Raw genomic sequence first — 25,837 nt, forward strand, 5'->3', positions numbered from 1 at the left:
CGCCTACCCTTTAGTTAACACCATCAAACTTAAAATATTTGAGAATAGCACCGAATATGGAATGTTATTAACACTTAAATCAAGTGTAGTTACTACAAGAATTTTTTTAGCCTTTTTAGCTTTGATTCATCTAGTTTTATTATATCTTATGCTTTCAATTAGATGTTTGATATAGCCATGTAAATTTGTTACCATGGTTGAATATCTATGACTATCATCTTCATAATATTTTTATTTTGATGTCATCATAGAATCAGCTCCTTAAATTAAAGGTAAAGCAACTTATTGTTAAGTTGACTAGTTTTTTATGTACTATAATTCTCTCCAGAGTAAGGCAAAGTCTACCATAAATAAAATTACATAGAGTATTTCCCGAATTTAAATAATATTTTTACCATAAAGATATGAAGCATTAATTTTCAATTAATTCCTTCATAAATCAGAATTTGATAATTAATTAAAGAAAATTTTCCTGGGAATTAATATCCCATTTTAATCATAAAAATCGTGTAGCAAAATTTTGTGATCGCGTTGGAGAAAGAGCTCTGGCTTTCAAAATAGCTGCCATTAGGAAGGCATAAGATATAATACCAACAACTGCCAATAGTATATTACTAATAATACCAGTAGCATTCCATAAGGCATGAAGTGCAGATGCAGTCAAATACCCTATTAACAAAGTTTGCCAGCCCTTCCCCGGTTTGAGAACTGCTAACCCAATAAAGTAACCTAAGTAACCACTATAAGCCATATGTCCAGGTAAAGAGCCGAGTATTCTTGGTATCAGCAGTTGGAAACCTGCTAGTAAACCTGCACTGATGACTCCTTCTTGTTCGGCAACATTTTGAGTAACTTGTGGTATGTACTGTCCCAGTGTTTCTAAGAGTGTAAAACCTGCTGCAGAAGCTGTTCCTAAGAGAATACCATCTAAAGGTTCCCATACACCGACACGTTCTCGCCATGGAAAAGGTAATGATCTTCCAACTAGAAAAGCCCCTAAAATTGGTAGTGCTTTTAGCAACTCTTCCATTAAACCAGCACCAAAAAACATTCTGACTAATAGTTCTTTGAAAGTTATAGTATCCTGATTAGGAGGTAGCCCACCAGGTAGAATATCACGAAATATAATAATAAATATATCTAATAAGGGACTGAGGAGAATTGTAATAGTTGCTAGTGCTGAACCGATAAGTATCCACCAAGGCTTATGCTTTCCACACAACAAATAGATAAAGAAATAATATGCAGCTAAGGCAATAAAAGTTGCAACTAGAACTTGATTTAATTCGGGTTTGTCTAAAGTAGCAAACATTAAAATAACAAAGACAACCATGAAAATTCCTGGAATTAAATAAGCCTTGCGAGTTAAATCCTTACCTGTAGAAAAAATAGGAAATAACTGGGTAAAACTTGCTGAGTCTGATGAGTGTAAGTGGGAAGAATTGGCAACATCTTTTGGTGGGGGAGGAGTTGTTTGCTCGAATGCTGTGGAAAAGGTATTTAACTCATACTCAAATACAAATTCTGGTCCGTCATCACCTAATCGAACACGGTCGCCTAGTTGTAATTTTTGAGGACCTTGTAGTCTGTGACCATTTATATAGGTTCCATTGGCACTATTTAGGTCCTGTATTATCCAATTGATATTACCATCTGCTGATGTGTATAGGGGGCGAAAAATAGCATGACGACGAGAGACCATCCTATACATCATGGCATCTAAAATAATTTCACAATTGGGATCTCGTCCGATTACAATATCTTTATCAAGAGCTAAAGAATAAATAAAATCACTCCCTAGAACTACTCTATTCTCTGATACTAATCGCACCAATGCATATTTTCTTGGGTTATTATCTGCCATTGCATGGAGATGATTGCTAAATGAACTATTGATACTTGTGGAATTGCAGAGCTTTACTCTATTTAAATTAGCAGTATGGTTAGATGCACTGTAAATTAACTCATAGTCCACAAATTTATGAATTTTGAAGGTGAGAATACTCTAGCTCTATTCAAGATTTATCATCCATAGCTAGCGAGCTTAGTATCCAAGAACTCAAATATAAAAATAAATTACCGGCTCAGAATAAATAACACTATTACATCCACGTGTTTTATATTGATTATCCACTAGATCATCAAATTAACCAAGTCTACGTTAATCTGGAAATTAGAGAGTAGTTTGTGATGAAAAAAAGTGTTGCACTTCAGAATTTATATTGTGTATTTATTTTGGATTATTATTATTCCCTTATTAACAGCTTGTGCCGATGGAAAAATTGGTTCATTTATAGAGGAGTCATTAGCTCCTGATTCTAGGTTACAAAAGAATAAGACAGTTACTGGAGCTAAGAATATTAGTATCGACCATAATGAATCAACAAAATTCAGAGTCAATTTACCCGCAGATTTTCCACAAGGTATTCCTATTTACCCAAATGCCAAACTGCTAGAAATAAAAACATCCCAAGGTATTGATAATAAGATAACTATCCAGTGGCTCAGTAAAGACCCTAGTAGTATGATTACTGACTTTTATACTCAACAATTGCAAAAAAATAATTGGGAAATTATCAATGGTAAACAAATCACAAAAAATTTTCAAAGTGTTTTATTTGCAAAACGTAATCATGTAGGAGTCAATATTTCAATTCAGCCTCAAAAGTTAAACAAGACTTCATCTGGGCAATCAAAAATTTATATGGATACGGAAATCAGCATTGCATATATAGCCAATCAGAGACATAATACTCCTCAATACCAAACCAATCTTCCCAAACTAGAGAAGTCAGAATTGATTAAACCTGTGTTAAAACAAGAATCAAAACCACAGTCTGTAAGCCAAACTATACAATCAAAACAATCAAAAAATACATCTTCAATTATTGAAGATAATAATAAAGGGCCACAGCAGTTACGCCAATATATTAAGGATTTGACTCTACTAGGTATTTTAAAAGAGCCTAATAAAAATAGTAATAATAGTGCCAGTAATACAGATAAGCAATTTAAACCCAATAAAATTATTACTAGAAGAGAATATGCTTATTGGTTGTTAGGGGCAAATAATTCTATGTATATTAATAACCCAGCAAAACAGATTCGTTTAGCATCAGTAAATGATCGCCCAGTATTTAAGGATATTTCATCCCAAGATCCAGGTTTTCCCATAATTCAGGGTTTGGCAGAAGCAGGACTAATCTCTAGTTCATTGTCCGGAGATACTAGGGTAGTTTTATTTCGTCCAGATGCACCTCTAACTAGAGAACAGTTATTGTTGTGGAAAGTACCCTTAGATATACGTGAAAGTTTGCCAAAGGCAGATATCAACTTAGTAAAAAAAGTCTGGGGTTTTCAAGATGTCGATAAAATTGCCCCTAAGGTTTTACGAGCACTATTAGCAGATTATCAAAATGGTGAAAAATCTAATATACGTCGGGTATTTGCTTATACCACATTATTTCAACCAAAGAAAGCAGTGACCTGTGCTGAAGCCGCTGCAAGTTTATGGTACTTTGGTACAGAATGGGAAGGGGTATCGGCTATTGAGGCTGCTAAGTTAAGGAATTAAAAATTTATTAATCGAATTCAAGTGTTGATTTGATTCAATTAGGTCTTATGGTCTAATTAATAATTAGACGGGCTCACCAGTAATTTCTCTGTTAGTGTATAAATGATTGTTGCATTTACTACTGTCAGAGATAATTGTCTTTTATGATTAGGTAGCATGTGAATATCTCATCGAAAATGGTAGTTTGATGTTATATTCAGCTAAAGTAAAACTACTTTTAGCAGTAACTTTTGATATAAAGAGAAATATTTGATCGACTATCATCAGGCTTAACATACTCAGTCAAGCTGTTAAGCCTTCTATACTTTATCTGTTATTTTTGACTCAAGTAAGTTACAGTATTTTTTTTGGTACTATCATCCTCAATTACCCATATGGTGAGTGGAAAGCAAACCAATATGGCAAAAGAGCTAGAAGACATCAGGCTCTTAAATACTTAGCTCTTCCACACACCAGGAATAATGCACAAATATATTTATAGTACCTTTGAATAAGATACTTGTTTTATATACTTAAATTTGGAAGTAGTTGTACTGAGAAACTTAGTTGAATTTTTCCCTTTAAATTGGTAGGAATTCCTACTCTAATGAGTTGTAATAGTCATTATTTATAACTTGAATGTATTCGAGATATTATAGTTATATTCGTTTTTGCTACGCATATTTACAGTCAGAATAACAGTTTTTATGACTAAACAGCACATTTTTTTAAGACTTACAGGAGACAAAATTGTAGAACAGGCATAAAAAATCTGGCATATCCACATGCATATAAAACTCTAAAATTGATAGGATAAACTTTGACAATTTACACCTGAAAATTCGGATTAAGAAAATCTAGAAATAATCTGAGGAGTTTTGTTTTGATATGAATACTTGTTTCAATAAGTTTTGACATGCGCATGTCAAAACTTATTGAAAATCAGAAAATAATGCTATTTAAGATTAACAAACAAAAGATAATAACAGAAAAGGTTAGTATTCATAGATTTAAATCTTCCACATAATGTCTTGATACAACCAAGTAGTACTTTAGTATTATATTCATGTGGTTACTAACTTTACTCATTCCCTCTTGTATCTCAAAAACATTATTTGTTGCTGTTTTAGCCTGCAACCGTTCTGCAGAGCATCAGTTGTATCTAGATAGCATCAATGAATTGAACAATAAAAACACTACTGATGGATGATATTAAAAAGGAGTTCAAATTCATAAGAGAAATATGTCATCTGTCTCATATGTCGGTAGAACAAATGAATCCTTACAAGGTGAACATGATTCGATATAGGAATTTAAGACTCATTGGAGAGAGGCAAGTTAATTCCTTTAACTACAGTCTCCCAGTATAAGGTTTTTGTAAAAATTATCGCCTCATTGTCTCATGAACATAAACGGCATAGAATTAGTCCAAACCATTGATGTTCATCATGCCACACTTTTTGTGGAATCAACTTGTATTCCCGTAAATCTTTTTGGATGGTATGTAAATCAAACTTCCGAGAAATTTCTGTACGGATTGTTTCTCCAGGCAGAAAATTAACTTTGAGGTTAAGATTGTTTAGTTCTACAGTTTGTGCGGTCAAACTTTGTAAATGCATTTCAATCTTTTGTTCTGTTTGATTGTAGATTGCGCAATGCATAAACTGACTTGTGTCAAAGTTACCATCAAATCTGCGGTTGATATGCTCCAATATATTTAAGTTAAATGCAGCTGTTACTCCCTGACTATCATTATAAGCAGCCTCTACAATTTCCCTAGGTTTTTGTAAGTCTACTCCCAAAAGAAAATATTCACCTACTTGCAAAATATCCGCTATCTGGGAAAACAAATTATCGGCTCCTTGGGGAGTCATATTACCCAGACTACTACCAAGAAAAGCGATTGTCCGAGTGGGCAATTTTGTTGGTTGTAATTTCATCAATGCTTCTTGGTAAGTTCCTACTAAACCATGTACTTCTAAGGTTGGATAATCCTGTAATAATTGTCTAGCAGTTACTTCCAAGATTCCTCCACTCACGTCTATGGGTAAATAGTACATTAGATAACCCAACTTCTGATATTGATCCAATAGAATTCGGGTTTTGATAGAACTGCCACTACCCAATTCTACTAACTCGCTAGCACCAGTAATTGTGACAACCTCACCAGCAAACTCCTGCAATATTTTTGTTTCAGTACGAGTCGGATAATATTCTTGTAGTTTACAAATTTGTTCAAATAATTCTGAACCTCGATCATCATATAAATACTTAAAAGGTAAAGTTTTTGGTGTTTGTGTTAATCCTTCAGCTAAATCGCTTCCAACATTTATGTGCTCGACTTGGGGAAGTTCTGATAAGTGCTGAAGCTGTAGCCGTTCACATATATTACTTGGGTTGTTAATATTGCCACTGCTAGCATTATATACTTGCATAATTCCATGATCAGTATATTTACTTGCTCTTTATATAATACTTTCCAGCAAATTCTAAATTCTCTAAAATTATTTAACAATTATCACTGTGGAGAAATAAATAAAATTAAATTCTTTTGAATTTAATTTTATTTATTTCTCCACAGTTTTTATACTGCAGCCAAACAGAAATACTACACTCTAGCTATCAATGGTTATCTAATTACAATCAAAATTATTAATTCTATGATAATAATCTTTGCTCACCCCACTAAATTTTCTCACTATAGTAAAAGTGCTTTTTCTATCTATATATGATTGACTTAATTCTAGGATTTTATTCTCCTACTCTTGTTACAAATTACCATAGTAATGTAATTGGGAATATTTACTACTATACCTTCATAATAGAGTAGCTTCTTCATTGTAAACTGTTTCTAAGTTTATCTTATTTAAGTTTAATATCCTCTCACTATAATTCATTGCTACCATTTTCTTACGAGTATGCTTGTCCCGTTTCTTTGAATTATTAAATATTTTATTTTCTCATTTTAAGAAATATTTAATAAGAAATTTAGCTCCATCAACCATCACTTTTTTTTAATATCGATTAATACTTACAAATAGTCCTTGACTATTCCATACTATTAGTTCTTCAGTTAATATCTTGGCAATTCTATTCTTTGACCCAAGATATATTCTCAATATATTTTAGACTTGCTTGTAATCATTAATTTAGTTATAAGAGTGGGAAGAAAATTATTTTAGTTAAAAGTTGTGGCAAATCAAATATCAAGTAATATCTGAATCTGAAACTGAATAGAATTGAAATTGTTCCTAACGAAGGTTTATATACTTTATCTCTTAATTTTAAAGGTATCTCAAATGCTGTGAAATATATTTTATCATAGACATTCATTAGAGCTTTCTAGTAGAAATTAGTAGGCCTTTAAATTCAACCTAGTCATTGCCTATACAAATCTATATTTGCTGTAATTATTGATAATAATCATATATTTTATCTAATTGGTAACAGACATTTCATGCCCTCCAATTTCGTCAGATATTAACTACAAGGTGAGTTATTAGTTATTTATAAACGAAATTACCAATGTATGAAAAAAATGGGGTATTTTGATGCACAGTATCCCAAATGGTTAATGTAATTTTTTTCTAAAAGTCCCTATGTAACAAAACCAAATATTGGTGAGTTTTAATGGTGATATTTGCATATTGTCTATACTTTAAGAATGAAGGCTAAAGATTCCCATTCACAAATTTTTTCTTTGCCAATGAGGGAAAATTTTTGCTTCTCCATAGCCGATATAATTGATGGGGTATAATCATCAATAAATCCAGATAATATCAAAATACCATTTTTCACCAGTGCCTGTTGATAATCCTTTACCAGGGTAATATGAGTGCGAGCAAATATATTTGCCACTATTAATTTGAATTTTTGTTGATTATTAATTACTTGGATATCATTCCTAATCTTTCGACCCATCCAATGTCCTAAAGTAATACCCTGTCCTAGACTCCCCTCAGTAATAATGACTTGTGCATCTACATTATTTAATAAGACTGATTCCTTAGTTGTTTTTACTGCTATCGCATCATTATCTACGGCCAATACGGATGCCCCCAGTTTTGCAAGTGCTATACTCAAAATACCAGAACCACAACCCATGTCTAAAGCATGCATACCAGGAGTAACATATTTTTCTAGTAATTGTAAACTTAAAATGGTCGCTGGATGAAAACCGCTACCAAAAGCTAGAGAGGGTTTCATTTTAATGATAATATCATTTGGGAGTGAATTTATATGAGTTTGATGGGCAGGGACAATTAAGAAACGATCACAAATCCTACGTTGAAAAATGCTAGCTTTTTTTATTAGCCTTGATTCCACCTCCAACACTTCTAGCTCATCAATCATGCCATTATGTTGTAGTGGTATAAGTAACTTAGAAATTTTGTCTATGTGTTGATAAGTACGAGTATCTTCACCTAAATGTAACTCGATGGTAAATGTCCAGGGGGAAAAATTATCACATTTGGTATACGGTACAATACAAATATCTCCACCATAATCAGCATCTATGAGTAATGTGTAAACCCAGTCAACAGCTTCATCGGTGGTATTAATAGTCAATTTTGTCCACTGTGTATAATTGTAATGGGTTGTGCACATAAAAATTATAGACTGAATTATGTTTATGAGTTAATTTCCAGGTTTACAAGCAGAATCTGATAAATTAATGCCAGATAAATCTTTCCGTTTTTACCCTGTAGCAATATTGTTGGGCATACAACAACCTTATGTAGAAATCTGGAAATTAACCTTCGGAACAGAACTTAGTGTATATCAAACTTAGTAGTTAAATATAATGAATTACAAATTTTTATTTTGTGAGGCTTTTTCTGTTCAGTATTCTCGCAGAGTATCTTAGTTGTGGAGTACCTATGTTAAAAAAGTTTTAAAGATAGAAGTCAGGTCTTGACTGAAAGAGTTACTGTGGGCTTGCAATTACAAGCTCTCAAGAAAAATTGGTTATTTTATATTCTTTATAATCAAGATAGCCTCTCTAATAGAATTCTTCACTTAGCACGGTAGACTTGCTGGAAAATAATATAGACTTTTATTAGATAGTCAGCAAACTAGTAGAACTACACTCAAAAGTTAATAGGGATTGAGATAAGAAAAACCTATACAGTATTTCGATTATATTCTCTGAGATGAAGTGTAAAATTCCCAATATCCTATATTCTATTTTACATAAAGTTTAATCTAGTTATTTAATATTTTAGAGTTTTAATATAAGATATTAATCCAGTGTATTGATATATAAATATATTAAAAGGGAACTTAGAATTTAGTTTAGAGAATACAATAATATTATCATAAATATAATTAGAAAATATGAAAATGTTAGCCAGTATTTGATAATTTCTAATATGAGTTTATTGAAATATGAATATGATAAAAACTTAAAATAAACGTTATAAACAAATAATGTTATAGAATTCTAACTTTAACCCTGAGTTGCTTTCTAGTCAATTCATATTATATTTAGTTAATTGTTTATGCATATATCAACTAGACTTATGTTTATCTACAATTCAATAAACATATGACAGATCTACTAGTAAAACTATATGCCCTACCACCTTTAGGAATAGAAATCAATAAACAACTTATTCAGGGTATTACTATTCGTCGCGCGATCGCTCCTGAAAAACACTTAGTTGTAAATTGGGTTCGAGATAACTTTAACCTTTTTTGGATGAGTGAGTGTGATGTAGCATTCCACAATTTGCCTGTTAGTTGTTGGATAGCAATTGAGAATGAAAAAATAATTGGTTTTGCCTGTTATGAATGTACTTGTAAAAACTTTTTCGGTCCTATGGGTGTACTAGAAATTGCACAGGGAAGGGGAATTGGAAAAGGCTTATTGTTATCTTGCTTGAATGACATGTCTGTACAAGGATATGCTTATGCAATTATTGCAGGTGTTGGACCAAAAGAATTTTATTGCAAAGTTGTAGGAGCTATAGAAATAAAGGATTCTACACCTGGTATATATAAAGGGATGCTGCAACAATAACGATTAATCCTATCATTAAATAATATCTCAGCCTATTCGGTTTTAAAATCATTAGGGGATTCTAATTTTATAAAATAAAAAGTGCTCATATATATTAAATATGATAGATTAATAATCAACAAAAACTATTTTATATAGTATTTATCTAAGAGACTTCACCCTAAGTAATATGTAGCTGAGTAGGTATATTACGCACATTAAGATTATTGGTACTCTTGGTAATTACTCTATATTCATTTCTTAATTTATAGTTAGTAACTTTATCATATTAATTAGTATTTAATCTAATGCCATATTTGTTAAATATAATAAATAGTCCAATTATTTTGGAATAAAGGCTATCTAGTTATACTATTAGTTAGTATCCAGCTTATTGATGTTATAATAATTATTATTTATCATATTTTTTGATTTATATTTCTATAGTAGTTTTGAGCTAATTTTACTATCTCAATATTTATTGTATTGATTTTATCTATTTATTATTGTAGTCATAATAGCTATACAATATTAATAATTCTATTGATACATCTACTACCCGGTATATTAATCTGCTGCTTTTCTGAACAAGGCTTTTTACTATGCACCTGATATGTATTTGATTTTTTAACCTTATTTACTACTTAATTAGCTGAATACTTAACCATATACTAATGTCAAATCTCAATTATAATTTGGGTTTTATATTTCTGGTATTTATTACTCATTATTTCACTTATTCCACAAACTTATAGTTACTAGACTATTTACAATACATCACTTAAAAGCTTTACATATTTAGAAAAAAATAAAATTGCTTATACATATTTATTATTTTCTTAACCACATTAAAAAATATCTGCATTATCTAATAAAGTAATTTCAACAAACTATCTAAAGAATATAATTTTCTATATTTAAAATCAAAATTATCTGAAAATGAATGTGTAAAAGCTATAATAATTGTGGATTCAGCATAATTATTTCACTGCTTATTCTAGTATAGTTAAATACTAGATAGGAAGTCTCAACTCATTTATATATGAAATATCCACAGTGTATTATTGTATACTACTAAGCCTTAATTATCTTCCTTATTAAGCTCAATAGTCCGGTTAGCATCACAGATTAATCCATACTGAGGAATAACTGGAAGAGTAGTGACTTTAGTTGAAAACTCCTCCATGTAATCGGTGAAGAAACTCTGTTACTAAGCAACTAACCACTGATCATAATCCATCAATTAACCAAGATAATATTATCTTCCTCAAATAAATCTATTTGTTAAGAATACTGGCTGGTTAATCTCACAAACCAGTTACTTGCACGTGACTATGAATTACTTTTAATAACATTCATAATTACACTTGCAATACTACCATATGCCTAAATGATAATCGAGACTATTAACTATGATCTAGTTTTGATATTTAACAATCCTTTAGGAGTTCTATTAACTTCTATTTTAGATGCAAACAAACTAGATTTATCATAAATAATATCTTGCTCAATATCTTGTTACGATATTTACAGATAAGAACGCATCAAAACCCATTTGCCATGACCAAAACCAATAAATCCACTGTAATTTCTCCATCTATACTCTCCGCAGATTTTAGCCGTCTGGGAGATGAAATTCGTGCAGTCGATGCGGCTGGAGCTGACTGGATTCATGTCGATGTAATGGATGGTAGATTTGTCCCCAATATTACGGTCGGTCCCCTGGTAGTGGATGCGATTCGTCCGGTGACAAAGAAGCCTTTGGATGTACATTTAATGATCGTAGAACCGGAAAAGTACGTGGAGGATTTTGCTAAAGCAGGAGCAGATATTATTTCCGTTCATTGTGAACATAATGCATCCCCCCACTTATATAGAACTCTCTGTCAAATTAGGGAGTTAGACAAACAAGCGGGGGTTGTACTTAATCCTTCTACTCCCTTAGAGTTGATTGATTATGTCTTAGAAGTATGTGACCTTATTTTAATAATGAGTGTAAACCCTGGTTTTGGTGGTCAAAGTTTCATCCCCGCAGTAGTACCCAAAATTCGCAAACTGCGACAATTGTGTAATGAACGTGGGTTAGACCCTTGGATTGAAGTAGATGGAGGGTTGAAAGCAAATAATACTTGGCAAGTTTTAGAAGCTGGGGCAAATTCGATTGTGGCAGGCTCAGCAGTATTTAAGGCTCCTGATTATGCCAAAGCGATTTATGACATTCGCAATAGCAGGCGCTCTGCACATCAACTAGCCCAGGTTTAATTAATTCTTTTGAGTAAGACATACTTTTCTAACATCAAGGGTGTGTGAAAGCTTACAAATCTAACACACTCTTTTCTCATATTTTTGGCTTTTAACATAGTTATAATACTTATATTTTATATTCTCTAATTATCCCCTGTTTCCATCTCCTTCATCAAAAATACCAGGTTGATCTCAGCTTTACTTGAATAAAAACTACATCTACAGTTATTCATTAGTAATCTTCCTAATATATCATTCAACATGAAGAGTAACTTACTGACTTCATCAACTCTTTACAACCTTAATAGTGTTAGCACTGGTATCTGCATAACCACTTATAAATCCCCCCATTTGTTTTATTTGTTGCAAGTATATCAAAGCTTCATAGGAAACCAACTCTCCTGGTACTAATACTGGGATTCCTGGGGGATAGGGACAAATTATTTCTGCGCAAATCCTATCACAAAGCTTTTCACTATCAATTGGTAGTATCTCAGTATTAGAAAAGAATGCTTCTCTTGGCAAGAGCAGCATAGAATTGCTAACATCCTTAGAAATAGGATATTTACAAGAGTAACCGATACTATCTTGCCCTGTTAGTTGCCAATGTTCTTGTGCTAGAGCACTAAGTGCTTCTACTAAATGATTAATATCTTCTTGAGTATTACCCAAACTGATAATAAAAGTCAGGTTTTTAATGGATGCAAATTCACATATAATACCTAGTTGTTTGTCCAGGATCTCTTCAGCTGTAAAACCAGTCAACCCCAATTTTTCAACATTCACAGTTAATCGGGTTTTATCCAAAGCCGCAAACCCAAGAGAGGGAGGATTTGGTACTTCTAGTACCGATAATTTGGGAATTTTATTAATGCGAATTTTGGCTTGCCTTGCTAGTTGCAAAGTGTGAGACATTAACTCCTCTCCATGGATAGCCATTTGCTGACGCGCTGCATCTAGGGATGCTAAAAGTAAATAACTGGGGCTAGTAGATTGTAATAATTGTAAAGCCTTATTTACCCGGTCTCTGTCTATTCTATTACCCTGAATATGTAACATGGATGCTTGGGTCATTGCACCTAAGACCTTGTGAGTGGACTGGACTGCTAAATCTGCATCTGCTGATAAGGCAGTGATGGGTAATTGCTGGTGGAAAGCAAAATGTGCGCCATGTGCTTCATCTACTAATAGGGGGATATTATAATCATGGGCTATCTTAGCAATTGCATGTATATCCCCACAAACCCCATAATAAGTTGGGTATACTATCATTACTGCTTTTGCTTCGGGATATAACTCCAAGGCCTCGGATACCCTCTGGGGTGTAATACTATAAGTAATATCTAAAATCGGGTCATATTCCGGGTTGACAAAGATAGGAACAGCCCCTGAAAGAATCAATCCAGAAACTGCAGATGAGTGTATATTTCGGGACAAAATAATTTTCTCTCCACTACCACAGGTTGCCAAAATTGCTGCTTCTATCCCACAAGTAGAACCATTGATTAAAAACCATGTGTGTAATGCACCAAAGGCTTGTGAAGCCAATTTTTGGGCCGATTGAATTACCCCAGTAGGAGAAAGTAAATTATCTAATGGAGTTAATTCTGGTAAGTCACATCGAAATACACCTTTACCAAAATAAGTGGCTAACTGTGGAGAAATTCCCTTTCCCCGTTTATGTCCAGGAGTATAGAAAGCAGTATGAGTTTTATTTGCACAGTCCCAGAGTGTCTCTAATAAGGGAGTTTCAATTTGGGAACAATCCGAATGACTAGTTAATGACATGGGGGAAATAATTTAGGATAGAGATGTATACTTCAGGTAATTATCACCCAAAAAAAACTATGTAAAATTCAAAGTCACCATGTTAGGTTAACCCTTTTATAATTTATCAACTTTGATTTATACATAGTTTCAGATTCTCTAATATAAAATTTAAAATGCTAAAAGCTGGTATTATCGGACTTCCAAATGTGGGAAAATCTACTTTGTTCAACGCTTTAGTGGCTAGTGCCAAAGCAGAAGCAGCCAATTTTCCTTTTTGTACTATTGAGCCGAATGTCGGAGTTGTTACTGTGCCAGACGAACGGTTAAACGTATTGTCTAGGATTTCTTCGTCAAAACAAGTCGTTCCTACACGGATAGAATTTGTAGATATTGCGGGGTTAGTGAAAGGCGCAAGTCAAGGAGAAGGTTTGGGTAACCAGTTTTTATCTAACATCCGGGAAGTAGATGCAATAGTTCACGTAGTTAGATGTTTTGTAAATGATGATATTATTCATGTTGCTGGTTCTGTAGATCCTGCAAGAGATATTGAAACTATTAACTTAGAATTAATTTTAGCCGATTTAGGACAGATTGAAAAACGTGTTGAACGTATTCGCAAGCAGGCACGTACTAGTAGGGAAGTCCAGATTGAGTTAACTATTTTGGATAAACTAGCTAAAACACTAGATGATGGTAAATCAGTTCGTCAAGTGGATTTAAATGAAGAAGAAATAGAAGCAATTAAACACTTAGGACTTCTCACTGCTAAACCCATTCTTTATGCAGCTAATGTATTGGAAGATGACTTGGCTAATGGCAATGATTTTGTTCAACAAGTAAGAGCCATTGCAGTGGAGGATAACACCCAAGTAGTGATTGTTTCTGCCCAAGTAGAAACCGAATTAATCGAATTATCAGAGGAGGATAGGGCAGGTTTTCTAGAGTCTTTAGGAGTAGGGGAAGGAGAGTTAAAATCTTTAATTCCTGCCACTTATAAGTTATTAGGTTTACGAACATATTTTACATCTGGGGAGAAAGAAACTCATGCTTGGACAATTAAAGCAGGTATGTCTGCGCCCCAAGCTGCAGGTGTAATTCACACAGACTTTGAGCGGGGATTTATACGAGCGGAAACTATTAGCTATGAAGACTTAGTAAATTCTAATTCCCTTCATGCAGCAAAGGAAAAAGGTTTAGTTCGCATTGAAGGAAAAGAATATATTGTTCAAGAGGGAGATGTGATGTTATTCCGTTTTAATGTCTGAATTAAGCTGGGGATGAATCAGATAATCGACTTCCTTATACAAAAAAAGAACCAAATTTTACCATTTTTGAATAATTCATCCTGTAGATTTAGTGGAGTGGTCATAAAAGTGAGTAATTTCTTGAACAACTAGTATTCCAATACTAAATGAGTTAAAAATAGGGTTAATGAGGGTTCATTTTTATCTAAAATACTCACCCTTATATACTACCTGTTTTTAGTAATACTAGTAGTTCAAATTCTAAAATATTAATTACTTACCTTAATATTTTCACTAATATCAAAATCCAATATATTGACCTATAACAATTGTACTTTTAATGCTGTAAATATGGATAATGCTGTAAATATGGATCTTGAACTATGGATGATTAACTCACATAGCCTTTTATAAATTTCATTGATACAAATTAATATTCCTACTCTTATAGAGTAGGAATATTAATTTGGTGGTTACCATCTTTAAACCAGCCATAGAAATAAATTTGTATTGTCTACTATAAATAAAATCCTCGAATGTAACTTCATAATGCTAAGCTTTCTGGCAAAATTATAGACAATGATATATATAACCAACTACCTGTTGACTTCATAATCTATAGTCATCCAAGTTTAGGCTGAATAATTAAAAAGATATTTCTTGGAACACTTGATTATTGTTAATATCCCATAAATTGAGTTTTTATAAATAAAAGATGGAAAAGAAGATTTTTACATTATCATTCCCTATCTACGTTTGGGCTCAAAAGTTTCGTTAACTTTAAGTCAATTAACTTGAAAAACTAATCAAACTCATACTTATTTATACTTCAGTTATGCAAGTGTTTAATTTATCGCATCTTGCTATATAAACTTGAAATATTTTTCAAATCAGGCACATCTATCCATTTGGAAATAGTATTTGAATATTTAGATAAATCAATTAATAATTGGGAATAAACTCCTTCTTGCAAGGATGGGACAGTTTGCTTACCTGTTTCAATTCCCTTTAACCATGCATCAACCACGCGAATAAAGGCCGAAATTCTTCCATCATAATGATTCTCAGGAAAAACTAATTGATTAGGTACTTTTATCTCTGTTAGTGCTTGGCCAGCTTGAGATCCCCATATACGAAAGCCATGAATATAGTCTTTTTGGTTCTCGCTACCTAGTACTAACGTTCCCTTATCACCATATACTTCTAACCAGTGAGTCCGCTGTGCATGAACTACTGCGCTAACATTAATTTGACAAGGTGTTCCATCTGATAATTCTAACATCAAAATACAAGTATCATCTGTACTAACTGGTTGTAATTTTCCAGTTGTGTTATCTGGTCTTTGCAGAATAGCAGTAGTCAAGTGTGCATTAATTCGCCTCACAGGACCAAATAGCCAGTGTATATAGTCAAAGGTATGAGAGCCCAAAGAACCTAATACTCCACCACCCATATCCTGGCAAGAATACCAATTCCAAGGACGTTCTTGGTTGGTACGGGAGGAACTTAACCAATCAATCCGAATTAAATGTCTATTTCCCACATAGTTTGATGATAAAAGCTCAGAAAATAGTTGCCATTCAGGTACAAAACGAAACTCGAAATCTACTGTGGCGATAACTCCATTTTTCTGGGCTAGATATTGTATCTCTTTTGCTTCTTTAACATTAAGCGCAACTGGTTTTTCCAAAAGTAAATGTTTCTCTGCTTGAAGTACAGTTTTTGCCATTTCATAATGTAAGAATGGCGGAGTGGAGATACTAACTGCTTGTACCTCCTTTAATTTAACAATCTCTGCAATAGTGTTATAAGCATGGGGTATATTATGAGCCCTGGCGATTTCCCGAGCTTTAGTGAGATCCCGGTGATATACGGCAATTATTTCAGTTTGAGGATGTGCTTTAAATCCTGGAATGTGTACCCTTTGACCGAATCCTGTCCCAACAACTGCAACACCAACCACAATTTAATAAATTCCTTAGTTATGCGTCAACTTCTAGGAAAGATACCATAAATATTGAGATTATTTTATATCCTAACAATGTTCTGTATCGTTTTAGGATGTAATTGAGATTATTATACCCCTTATAAAATCTTAAACATACTCTATGATTTGTATATATAAATCTCATATCAATTTAACCATACAAATATTAATAATCCTGTAGATAATCCCAATATTATTAGAATAATTAATCCATGATAATACTTCCTTAATTTTCAGTAACGCTGCTATTTGAAATATGTAAAAATAGTAGTTATGAGTAAAATGGTAACTAGTTAATCATTTTTGAAAGTATGATTTGTCAAATTTAAACTTTTATTTGTTTTTAATATAAATTACTATTAAATGAATGTTTGTTGCGATTAATGCTCATTAAGCAGTTTTGGCTGTAAACATTTTGTTTACTGAAACTTGATGATTATATTTTAAGGTGTGATGCATGTGTTGAGAATAATTATTATATGTTAGTCGATGTATTCTGAGGTATTTTGTATGTCTATTTATGGTGATATTATTTGGGCTAGTGGCAGCACATTTTTGAGGTGTTTACATATGCCTCTTTTGAGAGAATTATTGAGGTATAGAAATGTTTCAGTATGGGAGTATATACAGTATTTTGATGAGTCTGCCTGTATTGAGACAGCTGTAGAGCTCCTACACAGTCATCTTAAAAATCAAGAGTCCACTGTTAATTTAATTGGTCATGGTATTGGTGGTGTTATTGCTTTAATTTATGCTCGTAAATACCCCAAATTTATAAGGTCTTTGACCCTACTCTCAGTTTCAACGCAACCAGCGAAAACTTGGCATGTCAATTACTATGAGCAACGTCAAATGAACGCTTGTAGTCAAAAAGAGGCTTTATTAAAAACGCTTCATAATATATTTGGAGGTCATTTTCCCTGTAATGGAAATAACCTAAATCATTTAGTGAGTAAATTTTATAAAGAATTAGAAAATATACCATTAACACATTCATTATTTAAGATGGAACAATTGCCAACAGGTGGAGTTTCTATTCCATTAATGATATGCGGTAGTGAAATTGACAATATTTTAAGTTACTCTGAAATAAATGATTGGGAAAAATGGCTAAAACCAGAAGATAATTTATGGAAATATCCTCAAGGAGGACATTTTTTCCATTATTTTTATCCAAAAATAGTTAGGATGCAAATATTAAGATTTTTACAATTTGAGTCATCTAATAGTGTTAAAAATGATAATATTATTAATATCATTAATGTAGAAAATGTCTAACTGTTAGTGATATTAAACATTTTTATAGTAATGGCTGGAGAATAATATCTTCACCTCTAGGTTTTTTTATCTATGCCTTGCTATTTAATTGTTAGTAAGCGGAAAAAAGTTATAATTTATAAAGTCCATGGTTTGATCTCTGCAGTTCTTTTCAGGCTACCTAAATTCATAATATTGAAAGAAGTCTATCACTTAAAAATTGGGAGGGATTGTAAGTATGGCTGGCGAAATTGCTATTTTTTATGGTAGCACTTCCGGTATTACTGAAAGCATTGCAATGAAAATACACAAGTATTTTGGTGAAGAAGTATGCGATATTTACAGCATGGAGGAAGATTTTACTAACGTTTCTGAAATGCTGGAGTATGACTTTTTGCTCTTTGGCTGTTCTACCTGGGGTTCTGGTGAGGTACAAAATGATTGGCGAGATCCCCTATTTGATATATCAATAGAAAAGCCAGATTTTACTGGCAAAACTATTGCATTATTTGGTGCAGGAGACTATGTTACCCATGGGGAACAATTTGTAAGTGCATTAGGGACTTTATACGATCAATTTAAAAAATTAGGTGCAACTTTAGTAGGTAGATTCCCCATAGAAGGTTATACATATGAATATTCTTTCGCTGTTCGTGATGGTGAATTTGTCGGACTACCCATAGATGAAGTCAATGAGAGTAATAAAACTGATGATCGCATTGCCATGTGGTTGAATGTATTAAAACCTCATATGCCAAATATGCTAATGGGAACTGATTGAAGTCAGATTTTTTGTAACGATAGTTATGACTCACACATAAGAAATTTTATTTAGTTAATTTACTTATGTGTGGGAATTACTCTGTTGGATTCGAATGTATTGAGATTTATATAAATAAATAATATCAAACTCAACTTTGTTGTAACATATATAAAACCTACTAAAATCATTAATTAATGATTTTAGTAGGTTTTATATAGAGGTAATTGAGGTAATTAATGTAATTGAATATCCAATTAATATACTTCAAATATAAAGCATTAAATCTTACGATTGAAAAGTGAAGATACAATCGCAAGCATATAGCGACCTCTTTGATATAAAACCGATTAAAATAGATTTAGGGGTTATTAGACTCAGATATTAAGTAAAACACAATATTTTATTAACAGCAAGAATACTAAAAATAGTAGATTGAGAAAAAATAAAATAAAAAATAATTTTAACTTAGAGTTAAGTCAATCATATATAAATTATGAAAATGATTTTACCATATTGAAATTATATGGTACTATGAGCGAGGTTAATCTTAATCTGACTAATAATCTTTATAGGCATTTAGTACTTAAAAATATTATAAATTATACTTAATTCCTAAGTAATATCCTATAAAATCTATTAAATGTAAATGAGTCCTCAGTTATTTATAATATAGTATAATTTATATTATAAATTTCAACTCTGTTCAGAATAATTATTTTTACAAGAGTAAAATTAAAATAAATATAAGCGTAATACATTAAAATCCATGTCACTTTAAATTATGATATTTGGATTGGATGGGTAAAGAGATAAATGATTATATTATTAGTATCTGTAAAGGTATTTTATATTCAATAAGCAGTTAGAAGTTTCGATACCAGTAATTACTATAAGAAGTATAAATGATGGGAAAATTATATTAAAATACAGCATTAGTATCACAATAATATTGATTAATAAATATAGCCTAAGCCAGGTTTCAAAATATTGAATTTTCAATATAATTCCCCATGAAGATCACTTCTCTACTTACCCTATGAACCACCTGATCTTAAGCTGGCAAGAGCTGAAAACCCTAACCAACTATGAACTTGATACTATTAATGGTCCTACAAATTCTAGAGCCAGTTTACGTTTATTTGGAAAACCCAAATCTGAAGTGCGTTTAACACTGTATCGCGATAACCATGCCTGGTGTCCTTACTGTCAAAAAATTTGGCTGTGGCTAGAAGAAAAACAGATACCCTATTCTGTAAAAAAGGTTAATATGTTTTGCTATGGAAAGAAAGAGAGTTGGTATAAACGTAAAGTCCCTTCGGGAATGTTGCCTGCTATCGAGCTAGATGGACAAATAATTAAGGAAAGCGATAGTATTCTAATAGCTTTGGAAAAGGTTTTTGGTCCATTGAACCAAAGTATTAGAGAGTCTGAGGTATTTCCTCTGCGTCAATTAGAGCGACTGTTATTTAAAGCCTGGTGTGCTTGGCTATGTTACCCATTAGTTTCTCAGAAACAGGAAAAGCAAAACCGAGAACAATTTATAGTAATGCTAGCTAAGTGTGAGGAAGCATTAGCCAATACTCAAGGCCCTTATTTTTTGGAAACCTTTGGTATTATCGATATTATCTTTATTCCCTATCTAGAAAGGATGAACGCCAGTCTTTACTACTATAAAGGCTACTCATTGCGGGAAGAGAACCCAAATTTAAGCAAGTGGTTTGCAGCAATGGAAAATAGGTTAACCTATCGTGGTACCCAGAGTGATTTTCATACCCATGTACATAATTTACCTCCTCAGATGGGAGGCTGTTGGGAAAATAATGACCCCCAAATGCTTATTAATAAAGCACTTGTTGATCAAGGACCTTGGTTTGGAATACCAGATGTTATCTATCCAGAACCAGAAAATTCCCAAATGGAAGCTCTGAAGAGAGTTATCGACCACCAAACCAATATTATTCGAGTCAACCCTGCTGATGATAAATTATTTGATCAAGCATTACGTTGTGCCTTAACATATATGATAACTGGCAAAGAATGCCAAGCTTCACCCGGTACTGATATAGCTTTGCGATACTTGCGTGATCGCATTAATGTACCTCGTGATATGTCAATTTATGCAGCTAAGCGATTAAGAGAAGCCTTAGAGAAAACTGCTGCTCTTGTGGGTGATGGGCAATCAGAAGCTATTTCCACTAAACACCGATATGATCAAAACCCATTTAATTTTTCCCAGAGAAGGTGAAAAATAACATTAGAGTTTTGCAGAATAAAAATTCCAGACCATAAATGGCAAAAAACAAAATATAAAGACCGACATTGTTGCATTTGCTGGTCTTTCACATACCTATTTTTGGACTAATTAATATTTATCAGTTTGCAAGAATTAATTTTTATATTTTCAGCATTTGTTTAAGTAAAATAATTACTGTGTTGTGATTTGAATCCACCTTTATACACCTTTAGGTTTTTCCCAGAAAGCAAAATAAAGAGCAGCATGTAATCACAATTTGTTTACATTTAATTTTATTAATGTGTTTAAAATATTTAAAATAGTATGTAATTCCAACTTAAATTTATATTATTACTTGCTTTTCCAAGATTCATCTTATTTCTACTAGAAGTTGATATATATGTACCATGCTAAAACTTGCCTGTATCGGGATATAATTAGGGATGATGGCAGCCAATTTTAATTGCTTGACTTTTCCAATCAATGGTCATTATCCCTTCTGACAGCTTTACGATTAAGGTCTTCTTAGCTAGGATATAGCGCTAATTTACAATTGACTTAAAAGTACACGCAGGTAATCTCGAGGTTTGTGGTATCTTAATTCCTAAAGATAAATTTATTAGCTTTCAGATACCTTAATAAATATTTCAGTGTTTTAATATCTTGCTTCCTATCTTATTGACAAGTGGGCAGGACGCCCACATTACGTATTGAATTATTTCTCTAAATATCTGTTCATAGTATTACATTGTTAGGGATTGCGGATCTCTTTGAATTAATTTGGCTAAATCCTGCAAAAATGCTGCTGCATGTGCACCATAAATAATTCGATGGTCACAGGTCATATTCACCTGCATTTTTTGCCGTATACCAAACATATTATCTTCATTAGCAACTAATTGGGGTTGGGATGCACCAACTGCAAGAATGGAACCTTGTCCTGGTGGTAAGATTGCGTCAAATCTATCTACTCCAAACATTCCTAAGTTAGATAGTGTAAATGTACCAGTGCTATAGTCTTCCGGTTTTAACTTTTTTGCCCTAGCTCTACCTAATAATGATTTCCAATTATGAGACAAAGTGTAAATATCCAACTGTTCAGCATTTTGCAATACTGGTGTAATTAGTCCACCATCATTCATAGATACAGCCACAGCAATATTAATGGATGGTGGATAAATAATTGCTTGGTTGTTATAGGCTGCATTTATAATGGGATGCTTTTGTAAAGTGACAGCTACTGCTTTTGCTAAAAGTACCGTCATAGTTACACCCTTAGATTTAATTTTCTTATACAAATCCTCTAAAGCATCAGTTATAATTGTGTAACCAATGTGAGTGACAGGTACAGATAGACTAGTAACCATATTCCGTGCTACAGCATTTTGTAATGTGTTTAAAGGAACTATTTGACCAGTGATATCAGCAACTGAAGAAGTTGGTGCAAAAGCTGGAGTAGTAACTGTTGCAGTATCTGGTATAGATTCAACAGGGACGGATTTTTGTGTCATATTGTCCGCAATTGCTTCCACATCTTCTGCTATAATTCGCCCATAGGGACCGCTACCAGTAATATTTGTTAAATCAACCTTTAATTCTTTTGCTAGTTTGCGAGCACGGGGAGAAGCAACTGTCCGTCCAGAAAGGCTGGAGCCATTGTTAACGCTAGTAGCAGCTATCACCGGTGTTTTTATTGTGTCTGCTTGAGGTGTATTGGTAGATGTTGTTTCTGGTATAAGTTCGCTTTGAGATTTTGCTTGAGCAATTGCTGTTTCAATATCATCTTCAGTTTCTGCTAACAGAGCAATTGCCGCTCCCACTGCTGCATTATTACCTGCTGGAATTATAATATGTGCTAGATATCCTTCATAGAAGGATTCCACATCCATGTCTGCTTTATCCGACTCTACAACTACAACAGTTTCACCCTTCTCTACTTTATCTCCTGGTGATTTTACCCAGGAGATAATTTTACCTTCGGTCATAGTAGAACTGAGTGCGGGCATAAATATTTCGCGAATGCTCATAAGAAGGTTTAGGGAATCGACAATTGATATAATTTAAAGGCTAATGCCAGATTGAATTGTATCTTGACAATCGGATATTCAGGAAGGGAAAGTAACAAAAAAGAGAATAAGTGAAAAAATAGGGAAAAATGGCATTATATTTTTAGCACTTAATTGCCTGAGCTACTTGTATATCCGATCATAATTAAATGGTGCATAAGATTGAGCTTAAACCAATAAGCTAGTTTCTAGCCCTTCAATCTGTAATATGATCAAAATCACTAGACCGTTTGATATGGTTTTATATAAAAAACCATATCAAACGGTCTAGTGAATATAACAGAAAGCAAATCATATTATAGATTTTGTTTATTTGTAAAAGAAAATATAATCCTAAAAAAGGATACAGAATCAAACCTTAAGGATTTTAGCAAAGAATAAAAATGAAACATCCCAATTAATTTGTCTACGTAGGTAAAATATGTATAGACGATCCTTTATAATACACTTATGGATACTGCAAAATATCGAAAAAGCCTTAATAACTTATACTGTTAAATATAAAATATTTACTTAATTAGGTATTTGTATTGTATTTATCAAATAATAAAAAGATTATGCTCCGGTGACTTCTCAGAGTATTAACTGGTGGGGATTAATTTTGAACTGAAGTTATAGGTTTGCTTACTAAGCATACCATAATTACGAACAGACTATTTCCTTGTAACTATATAGTACTACTTCTTAAAAGTGCTAGGTGATACAGAATGTGGTATAGTGTTTCTACATGTAGACATTAATATTTAGTTAAGAGCATAATGCTTGCACCCGTGTTCATCGTTTGTAAGAGTGAAATCATTGGAAGATAAGGAAGTTAGTATCTCATACTAATAGCACTTACCCTAGTTGTCTACATAATTCTTGACGCATTACATCTACTGGTATCATTTCTCTTTGTAACCACATTTTTAGAGCAACCACGCCCTGTTGAACTAACATTTCTGACCCACTAATAGGTATTCCCCCCATTTCTATTGCCTGGGACAGTAGCTGTGTTGGATTAGGGTTATAAATTAGATCATAAGTAATCACTCCTGCTCTCAGATTAGTCATTTCCTTAATATTAACGGGAGATTCATTTACTTTAGGATACATACCTACAGGAGTAGTATTAACTAATAAGCTAGCTTGAGAAATTAACCGTGGCAGAAATTGCCATTCATATACTTGTATATTGACCTGCAAGGGAGAGTTTTCCCAGCTACGTTTAAATATTCGCAACTTGTCCGGGTGTTGCCCTAAGACATGAATTTGAGTAACACCCAACTCGGTTAAACCAACTATAACTGATCTAGCAGCACCTCCATTGCCCAAAACTACTGCAATCTCTTTACTCCACTCTCTGTCATACTTCATTAAAGGTGAAATGAATCCATGTACATCAGTATTTGTACCTAACCACTTGTTATCTTTTCGTACAACAGTATTGACTGCTCCTACCGTTTGGGCAATAGTACTAATTTCTGATAATAAAGGTAATATTGCTTCCTTATGAGGAATAGTCACACTAAAACCTGTTACTCCTATAGCTAACAAACCGTCTAAGGCTAACTCTAGACTGTCTGGGGCAATAGGAAATGGTAAATATATGTAGTCTAATCCTAAATTAGCTATTGCAGCATTATGAATTACTGGAGACATTGAGTGTTTCACTGGATACCCAATCACCCCCAGCAGTTGCGTTTCCCCCGTAATCATTTACTTTATCATTGATAATTAGCAAATCATCATAACATTTAAATTGCAAAAATGTCATTGATCATCACTGATTTGAAATATGAACATAAGGCACTCTAAGTTTGAGTTCTAATTTTATAAACATCCATGTCAGGTAAACTTAGAGATGAATTGATACCAATAATTTTGTTATTTTTTTAGAAAATTATTGGTATCAACATATAAACTATTTAGATAATTTATTTTTTATCGTTATCTTTTATAAGGTCTATATTTTATAGACCATGCCTAACTGAGTTAAATTCATTATATAAATTTCTTAAAGTAAAATTTTTCTAAATAGTTATTTATATCGGAAAGACAAATAACTATTATGCAAGTAAGAGCCGCAGTAAGGTAGTTATTATTTTAAACTTTAATTATTTTATATTACCAACAAAATTATAAATACTGGATAAGTAGCAAATGGTCTAAAATTCATTATTAACTAATTTTACATAAGCTATTAAAAGCTAGTTATATAAGATGCCTGGAGCTATTATTAAATACTATAATATATGCAAGCAAAAGCAGAAGAATATGATTAATCATTAGTCTAGACAAGAGATAAATTAGAATTTGCAAAGTATATTTGTTTTTATATATCCATATGCTATGTATGATCAAAAATCTTAACTTTAAAAGCATTTTCATGAAGTATATAAAATACCTCAAGCTTAAGATTGTATTTGTTATATTTTGCTTTATTTATATCACTTATTAGCTGTATTTACTACCTATTCAATAGTTATTGCTTTCACCCTCATGTTGCTGAATTATTATTTGATTTTATTCTCCAATAATCCTACTAATATAGCAATACCTAGCTATGCCATAGTCTTATGAAAAGCTCTAGTTTATAATAATATATTATTGCTTACATGTATTTTTAGAAATAAAAAATAGTAGGATAATTATGTTTTGTATAGCGTTACTCATTTATTATTATTTTAATATATGCTTCTACTTAGGATAGTTATAAATAAACTTACCATTTATCAAT

14 protein-coding genes are annotated in these 25,837 nt (G+C 32.5%); 7 read left to right on the top strand and 7 right to left on the bottom strand.

Annotation, left to right across the window (positions count from 1 at the left end):
- Positions 1–496 precede the first annotated feature (496 nt).
- Entirely contained in the window at positions 497–1,864 is a 1,368-nt protein-coding gene (locus RINTHH_RS08755; RefSeq protein ID WP_044304948.1) for a PrsW family glutamic-type intramembrane protease, read from the bottom strand.
- Positions 1,865–2,224: 360 nt separating this feature from the next.
- Here RINTHH_RS08755 and RINTHH_RS08760 point away from each other — a divergent pair, with 360 nt between their 5' ends.
- Positions 2,225–3,574 carry an S-layer homology domain-containing protein gene (locus RINTHH_RS08760; RefSeq protein ID WP_008235545.1) on the top strand — a complete coding sequence of 450 codons (1,350 nt, stop codon included), beginning with the start codon at positions 2,225–2,227 and terminating at the stop codon, positions 3,572–3,574.
- A 1,379-nt stretch (positions 3,575–4,953) separates the two neighbouring features.
- Here the strand turns inward: RINTHH_RS08760 and egtD are convergent.
- Together egtD and RINTHH_RS08770 are read right to left on the bottom strand one after the other, a co-directional pair.
- Entirely contained in the window at positions 4,954–5,988 is a 1,035-nt protein-coding gene (egtD, locus tag RINTHH_RS08765) for an L-histidine N(alpha)-methyltransferase (RefSeq protein WP_008235547.1), read from the bottom strand.
- A gap of 1,216 nt (positions 5,989–7,204) precedes the next feature.
- Positions 7,205–8,161: a 50S ribosomal protein L11 methyltransferase gene (locus RINTHH_RS08770; RefSeq protein WP_008235548.1), complete on the bottom strand. Its 957-nt coding sequence runs from the start codon at positions 8,159–8,161 to the stop codon at positions 7,205–7,207.
- 940 nt (positions 8,162–9,101) lie between these two features.
- Here RINTHH_RS08770 and RINTHH_RS08775 point away from each other — a divergent pair.
- Together RINTHH_RS08775 and rpe are read left to right on the top strand one after the other, a co-directional pair.
- Complete coding sequence (locus RINTHH_RS08775) at positions 9,102–9,575, top strand: GNAT family N-acetyltransferase (protein WP_008235551.1); 474 nt, start codon at positions 9,102–9,104, stop codon at positions 9,573–9,575.
- Between the two features lie 1,539 nt (positions 9,576–11,114).
- Positions 11,115–11,816, top strand: a complete 702-nt coding sequence (rpe, locus tag RINTHH_RS08780; RefSeq protein ID WP_044304942.1) for a ribulose-phosphate 3-epimerase — start codon at positions 11,115–11,117, stop codon at positions 11,814–11,816.
- Between the two features lie 267 nt (positions 11,817–12,083).
- Here rpe and RINTHH_RS08785 read toward each other — a convergent pair whose 3' ends face one another.
- The gene (locus RINTHH_RS08785; RefSeq protein WP_008235554.1) at positions 12,084–13,586 is read right to left on the bottom strand and encodes an aminotransferase class I/II-fold pyridoxal phosphate-dependent enzyme; all 1,503 of its coding nucleotides are present in this window, start codon (positions 13,584–13,586) and stop codon (positions 12,084–12,086) included.
- A 155-nt stretch (positions 13,587–13,741) separates the two neighbouring features.
- On the opposite strand from RINTHH_RS08785, the gene ychF reads away from it, so the two are divergent.
- Entirely contained in the window at positions 13,742–14,833 is a 1,092-nt protein-coding gene (gene ychF / locus RINTHH_RS08790; RefSeq protein WP_008235555.1) for a redox-regulated ATPase YchF, read from the top strand.
- Between the two features lie 829 nt (positions 14,834–15,662).
- Here the strand turns inward: ychF and RINTHH_RS08795 are convergent.
- Positions 15,663–16,775: a Gfo/Idh/MocA family protein gene (locus tag RINTHH_RS08795; protein ID WP_008235556.1), complete on the bottom strand. Its 1,113-nt coding sequence runs from the start codon at positions 16,773–16,775 to the stop codon at positions 15,663–15,665.
- 534 nt (positions 16,776–17,309) lie between these two features.
- Between RINTHH_RS08795 and RINTHH_RS08800 the strand changes: the two genes are divergently transcribed.
- From RINTHH_RS08800 to RINTHH_RS08810, 3 genes are all read left to right on the top strand, one after another.
- Positions 17,310–18,077: an alpha/beta fold hydrolase gene (locus tag RINTHH_RS08800; RefSeq protein ID WP_008235557.1), complete on the top strand. Its 768-nt coding sequence runs from the start codon at positions 17,310–17,312 to the stop codon at positions 18,075–18,077.
- Between the two features lie 217 nt (positions 18,078–18,294).
- A complete protein-coding gene (locus RINTHH_RS08805) occupies positions 18,295–18,837 on the top strand; it encodes a flavodoxin (protein ID WP_008235558.1) in 543 nt (180 codons plus the stop codon).
- 1,018 nt (positions 18,838–19,855) lie between these two features.
- Positions 19,856–21,064: a glutathione S-transferase family protein gene (locus RINTHH_RS08810; RefSeq protein WP_044304943.1), complete on the top strand. Its 1,209-nt coding sequence runs from the start codon at positions 19,856–19,858 to the stop codon at positions 21,062–21,064.
- A 731-nt stretch (positions 21,065–21,795) separates the two neighbouring features.
- On the opposite strand, the gene RINTHH_RS08815 is transcribed toward RINTHH_RS08810, so the two are convergent.
- Positions 21,796–23,037, bottom strand: a complete 1,242-nt coding sequence (locus tag RINTHH_RS08815) for a dihydrolipoamide acetyltransferase family protein (protein WP_008235560.1) — start codon at positions 23,035–23,037, stop codon at positions 21,796–21,798.
- Positions 23,038–23,955: 918 nt separating this feature from the next.
- Positions 23,956–24,816 (bottom strand): shikimate dehydrogenase, encoded by an 861-nt coding sequence (locus RINTHH_RS08820; protein WP_044304944.1) that lies wholly within the window; start codon positions 24,814–24,816, stop codon positions 23,956–23,958.
- Positions 24,817–25,837: the final 1,021 nt, after the last annotated feature.

The organism is Richelia intracellularis HH01 (assembly GCF_000350105.1).
Classification (GTDB): domain Bacteria; phylum Cyanobacteriota; class Cyanobacteriia; order Cyanobacteriales; family Nostocaceae; genus Richelia; species Richelia intracellularis.

Bases quoted from the DNA above. Each gene is read 5' to 3' on its own strand.
- RINTHH_RS08815 (WP_008235560.1), bottom strand. From the start codon at position 23,037: ATGACCGAAGGTAAAATTATCTCCTGGGTAAAATCACCAGGAGATAAA.
- egtD (WP_008235547.1), bottom strand. From the start codon at position 5,988: ATGCAAGTATATAATGCTAGCAGTGGCAATATTAACAACCCAAGTAAT.
- RINTHH_RS08800 (WP_008235557.1), top strand. From the start codon at position 17,310: ATGTCTATTTATGGTGATATTATTTGGGCTAGTGGCAGCACATTTTTG.
- RINTHH_RS08820 (WP_044304944.1), bottom strand. From the start codon at position 24,816: ATGATTACGGGGGAAACGCAACTGCTGGGGGTGATTGGGTATCCAGTG.
- RINTHH_RS08770 (WP_008235548.1), bottom strand. From the start codon at position 8,161: ATGTGCACAACCCATTACAATTATACACAGTGGACAAAATTGACTATT.
- RINTHH_RS08775 (WP_008235551.1), top strand. From the start codon at position 9,102: ATGACAGATCTACTAGTAAAACTATATGCCCTACCACCTTTAGGAATA.
- rpe (WP_044304942.1), top strand. From the start codon at position 11,115: ATGACCAAAACCAATAAATCCACTGTAATTTCTCCATCTATACTCTCC.
- RINTHH_RS08785 (WP_008235554.1), bottom strand. From the start codon at position 13,586: ATGTCATTAACTAGTCATTCGGATTGTTCCCAAATTGAAACTCCCTTA.
- RINTHH_RS08810 (WP_044304943.1), top strand. From the start codon at position 19,856: ATGAACCACCTGATCTTAAGCTGGCAAGAGCTGAAAACCCTAACCAAC.
- RINTHH_RS08755 (WP_044304948.1), bottom strand. From the start codon at position 1,864: ATGGCAGATAATAACCCAAGAAAATATGCATTGGTGCGATTAGTATCA.
- ychF (WP_008235555.1), top strand. From the start codon at position 13,742: ATGCTAAAAGCTGGTATTATCGGACTTCCAAATGTGGGAAAATCTACT.
- RINTHH_RS08805 (WP_008235558.1), top strand. From the start codon at position 18,295: ATGGCTGGCGAAATTGCTATTTTTTATGGTAGCACTTCCGGTATTACT.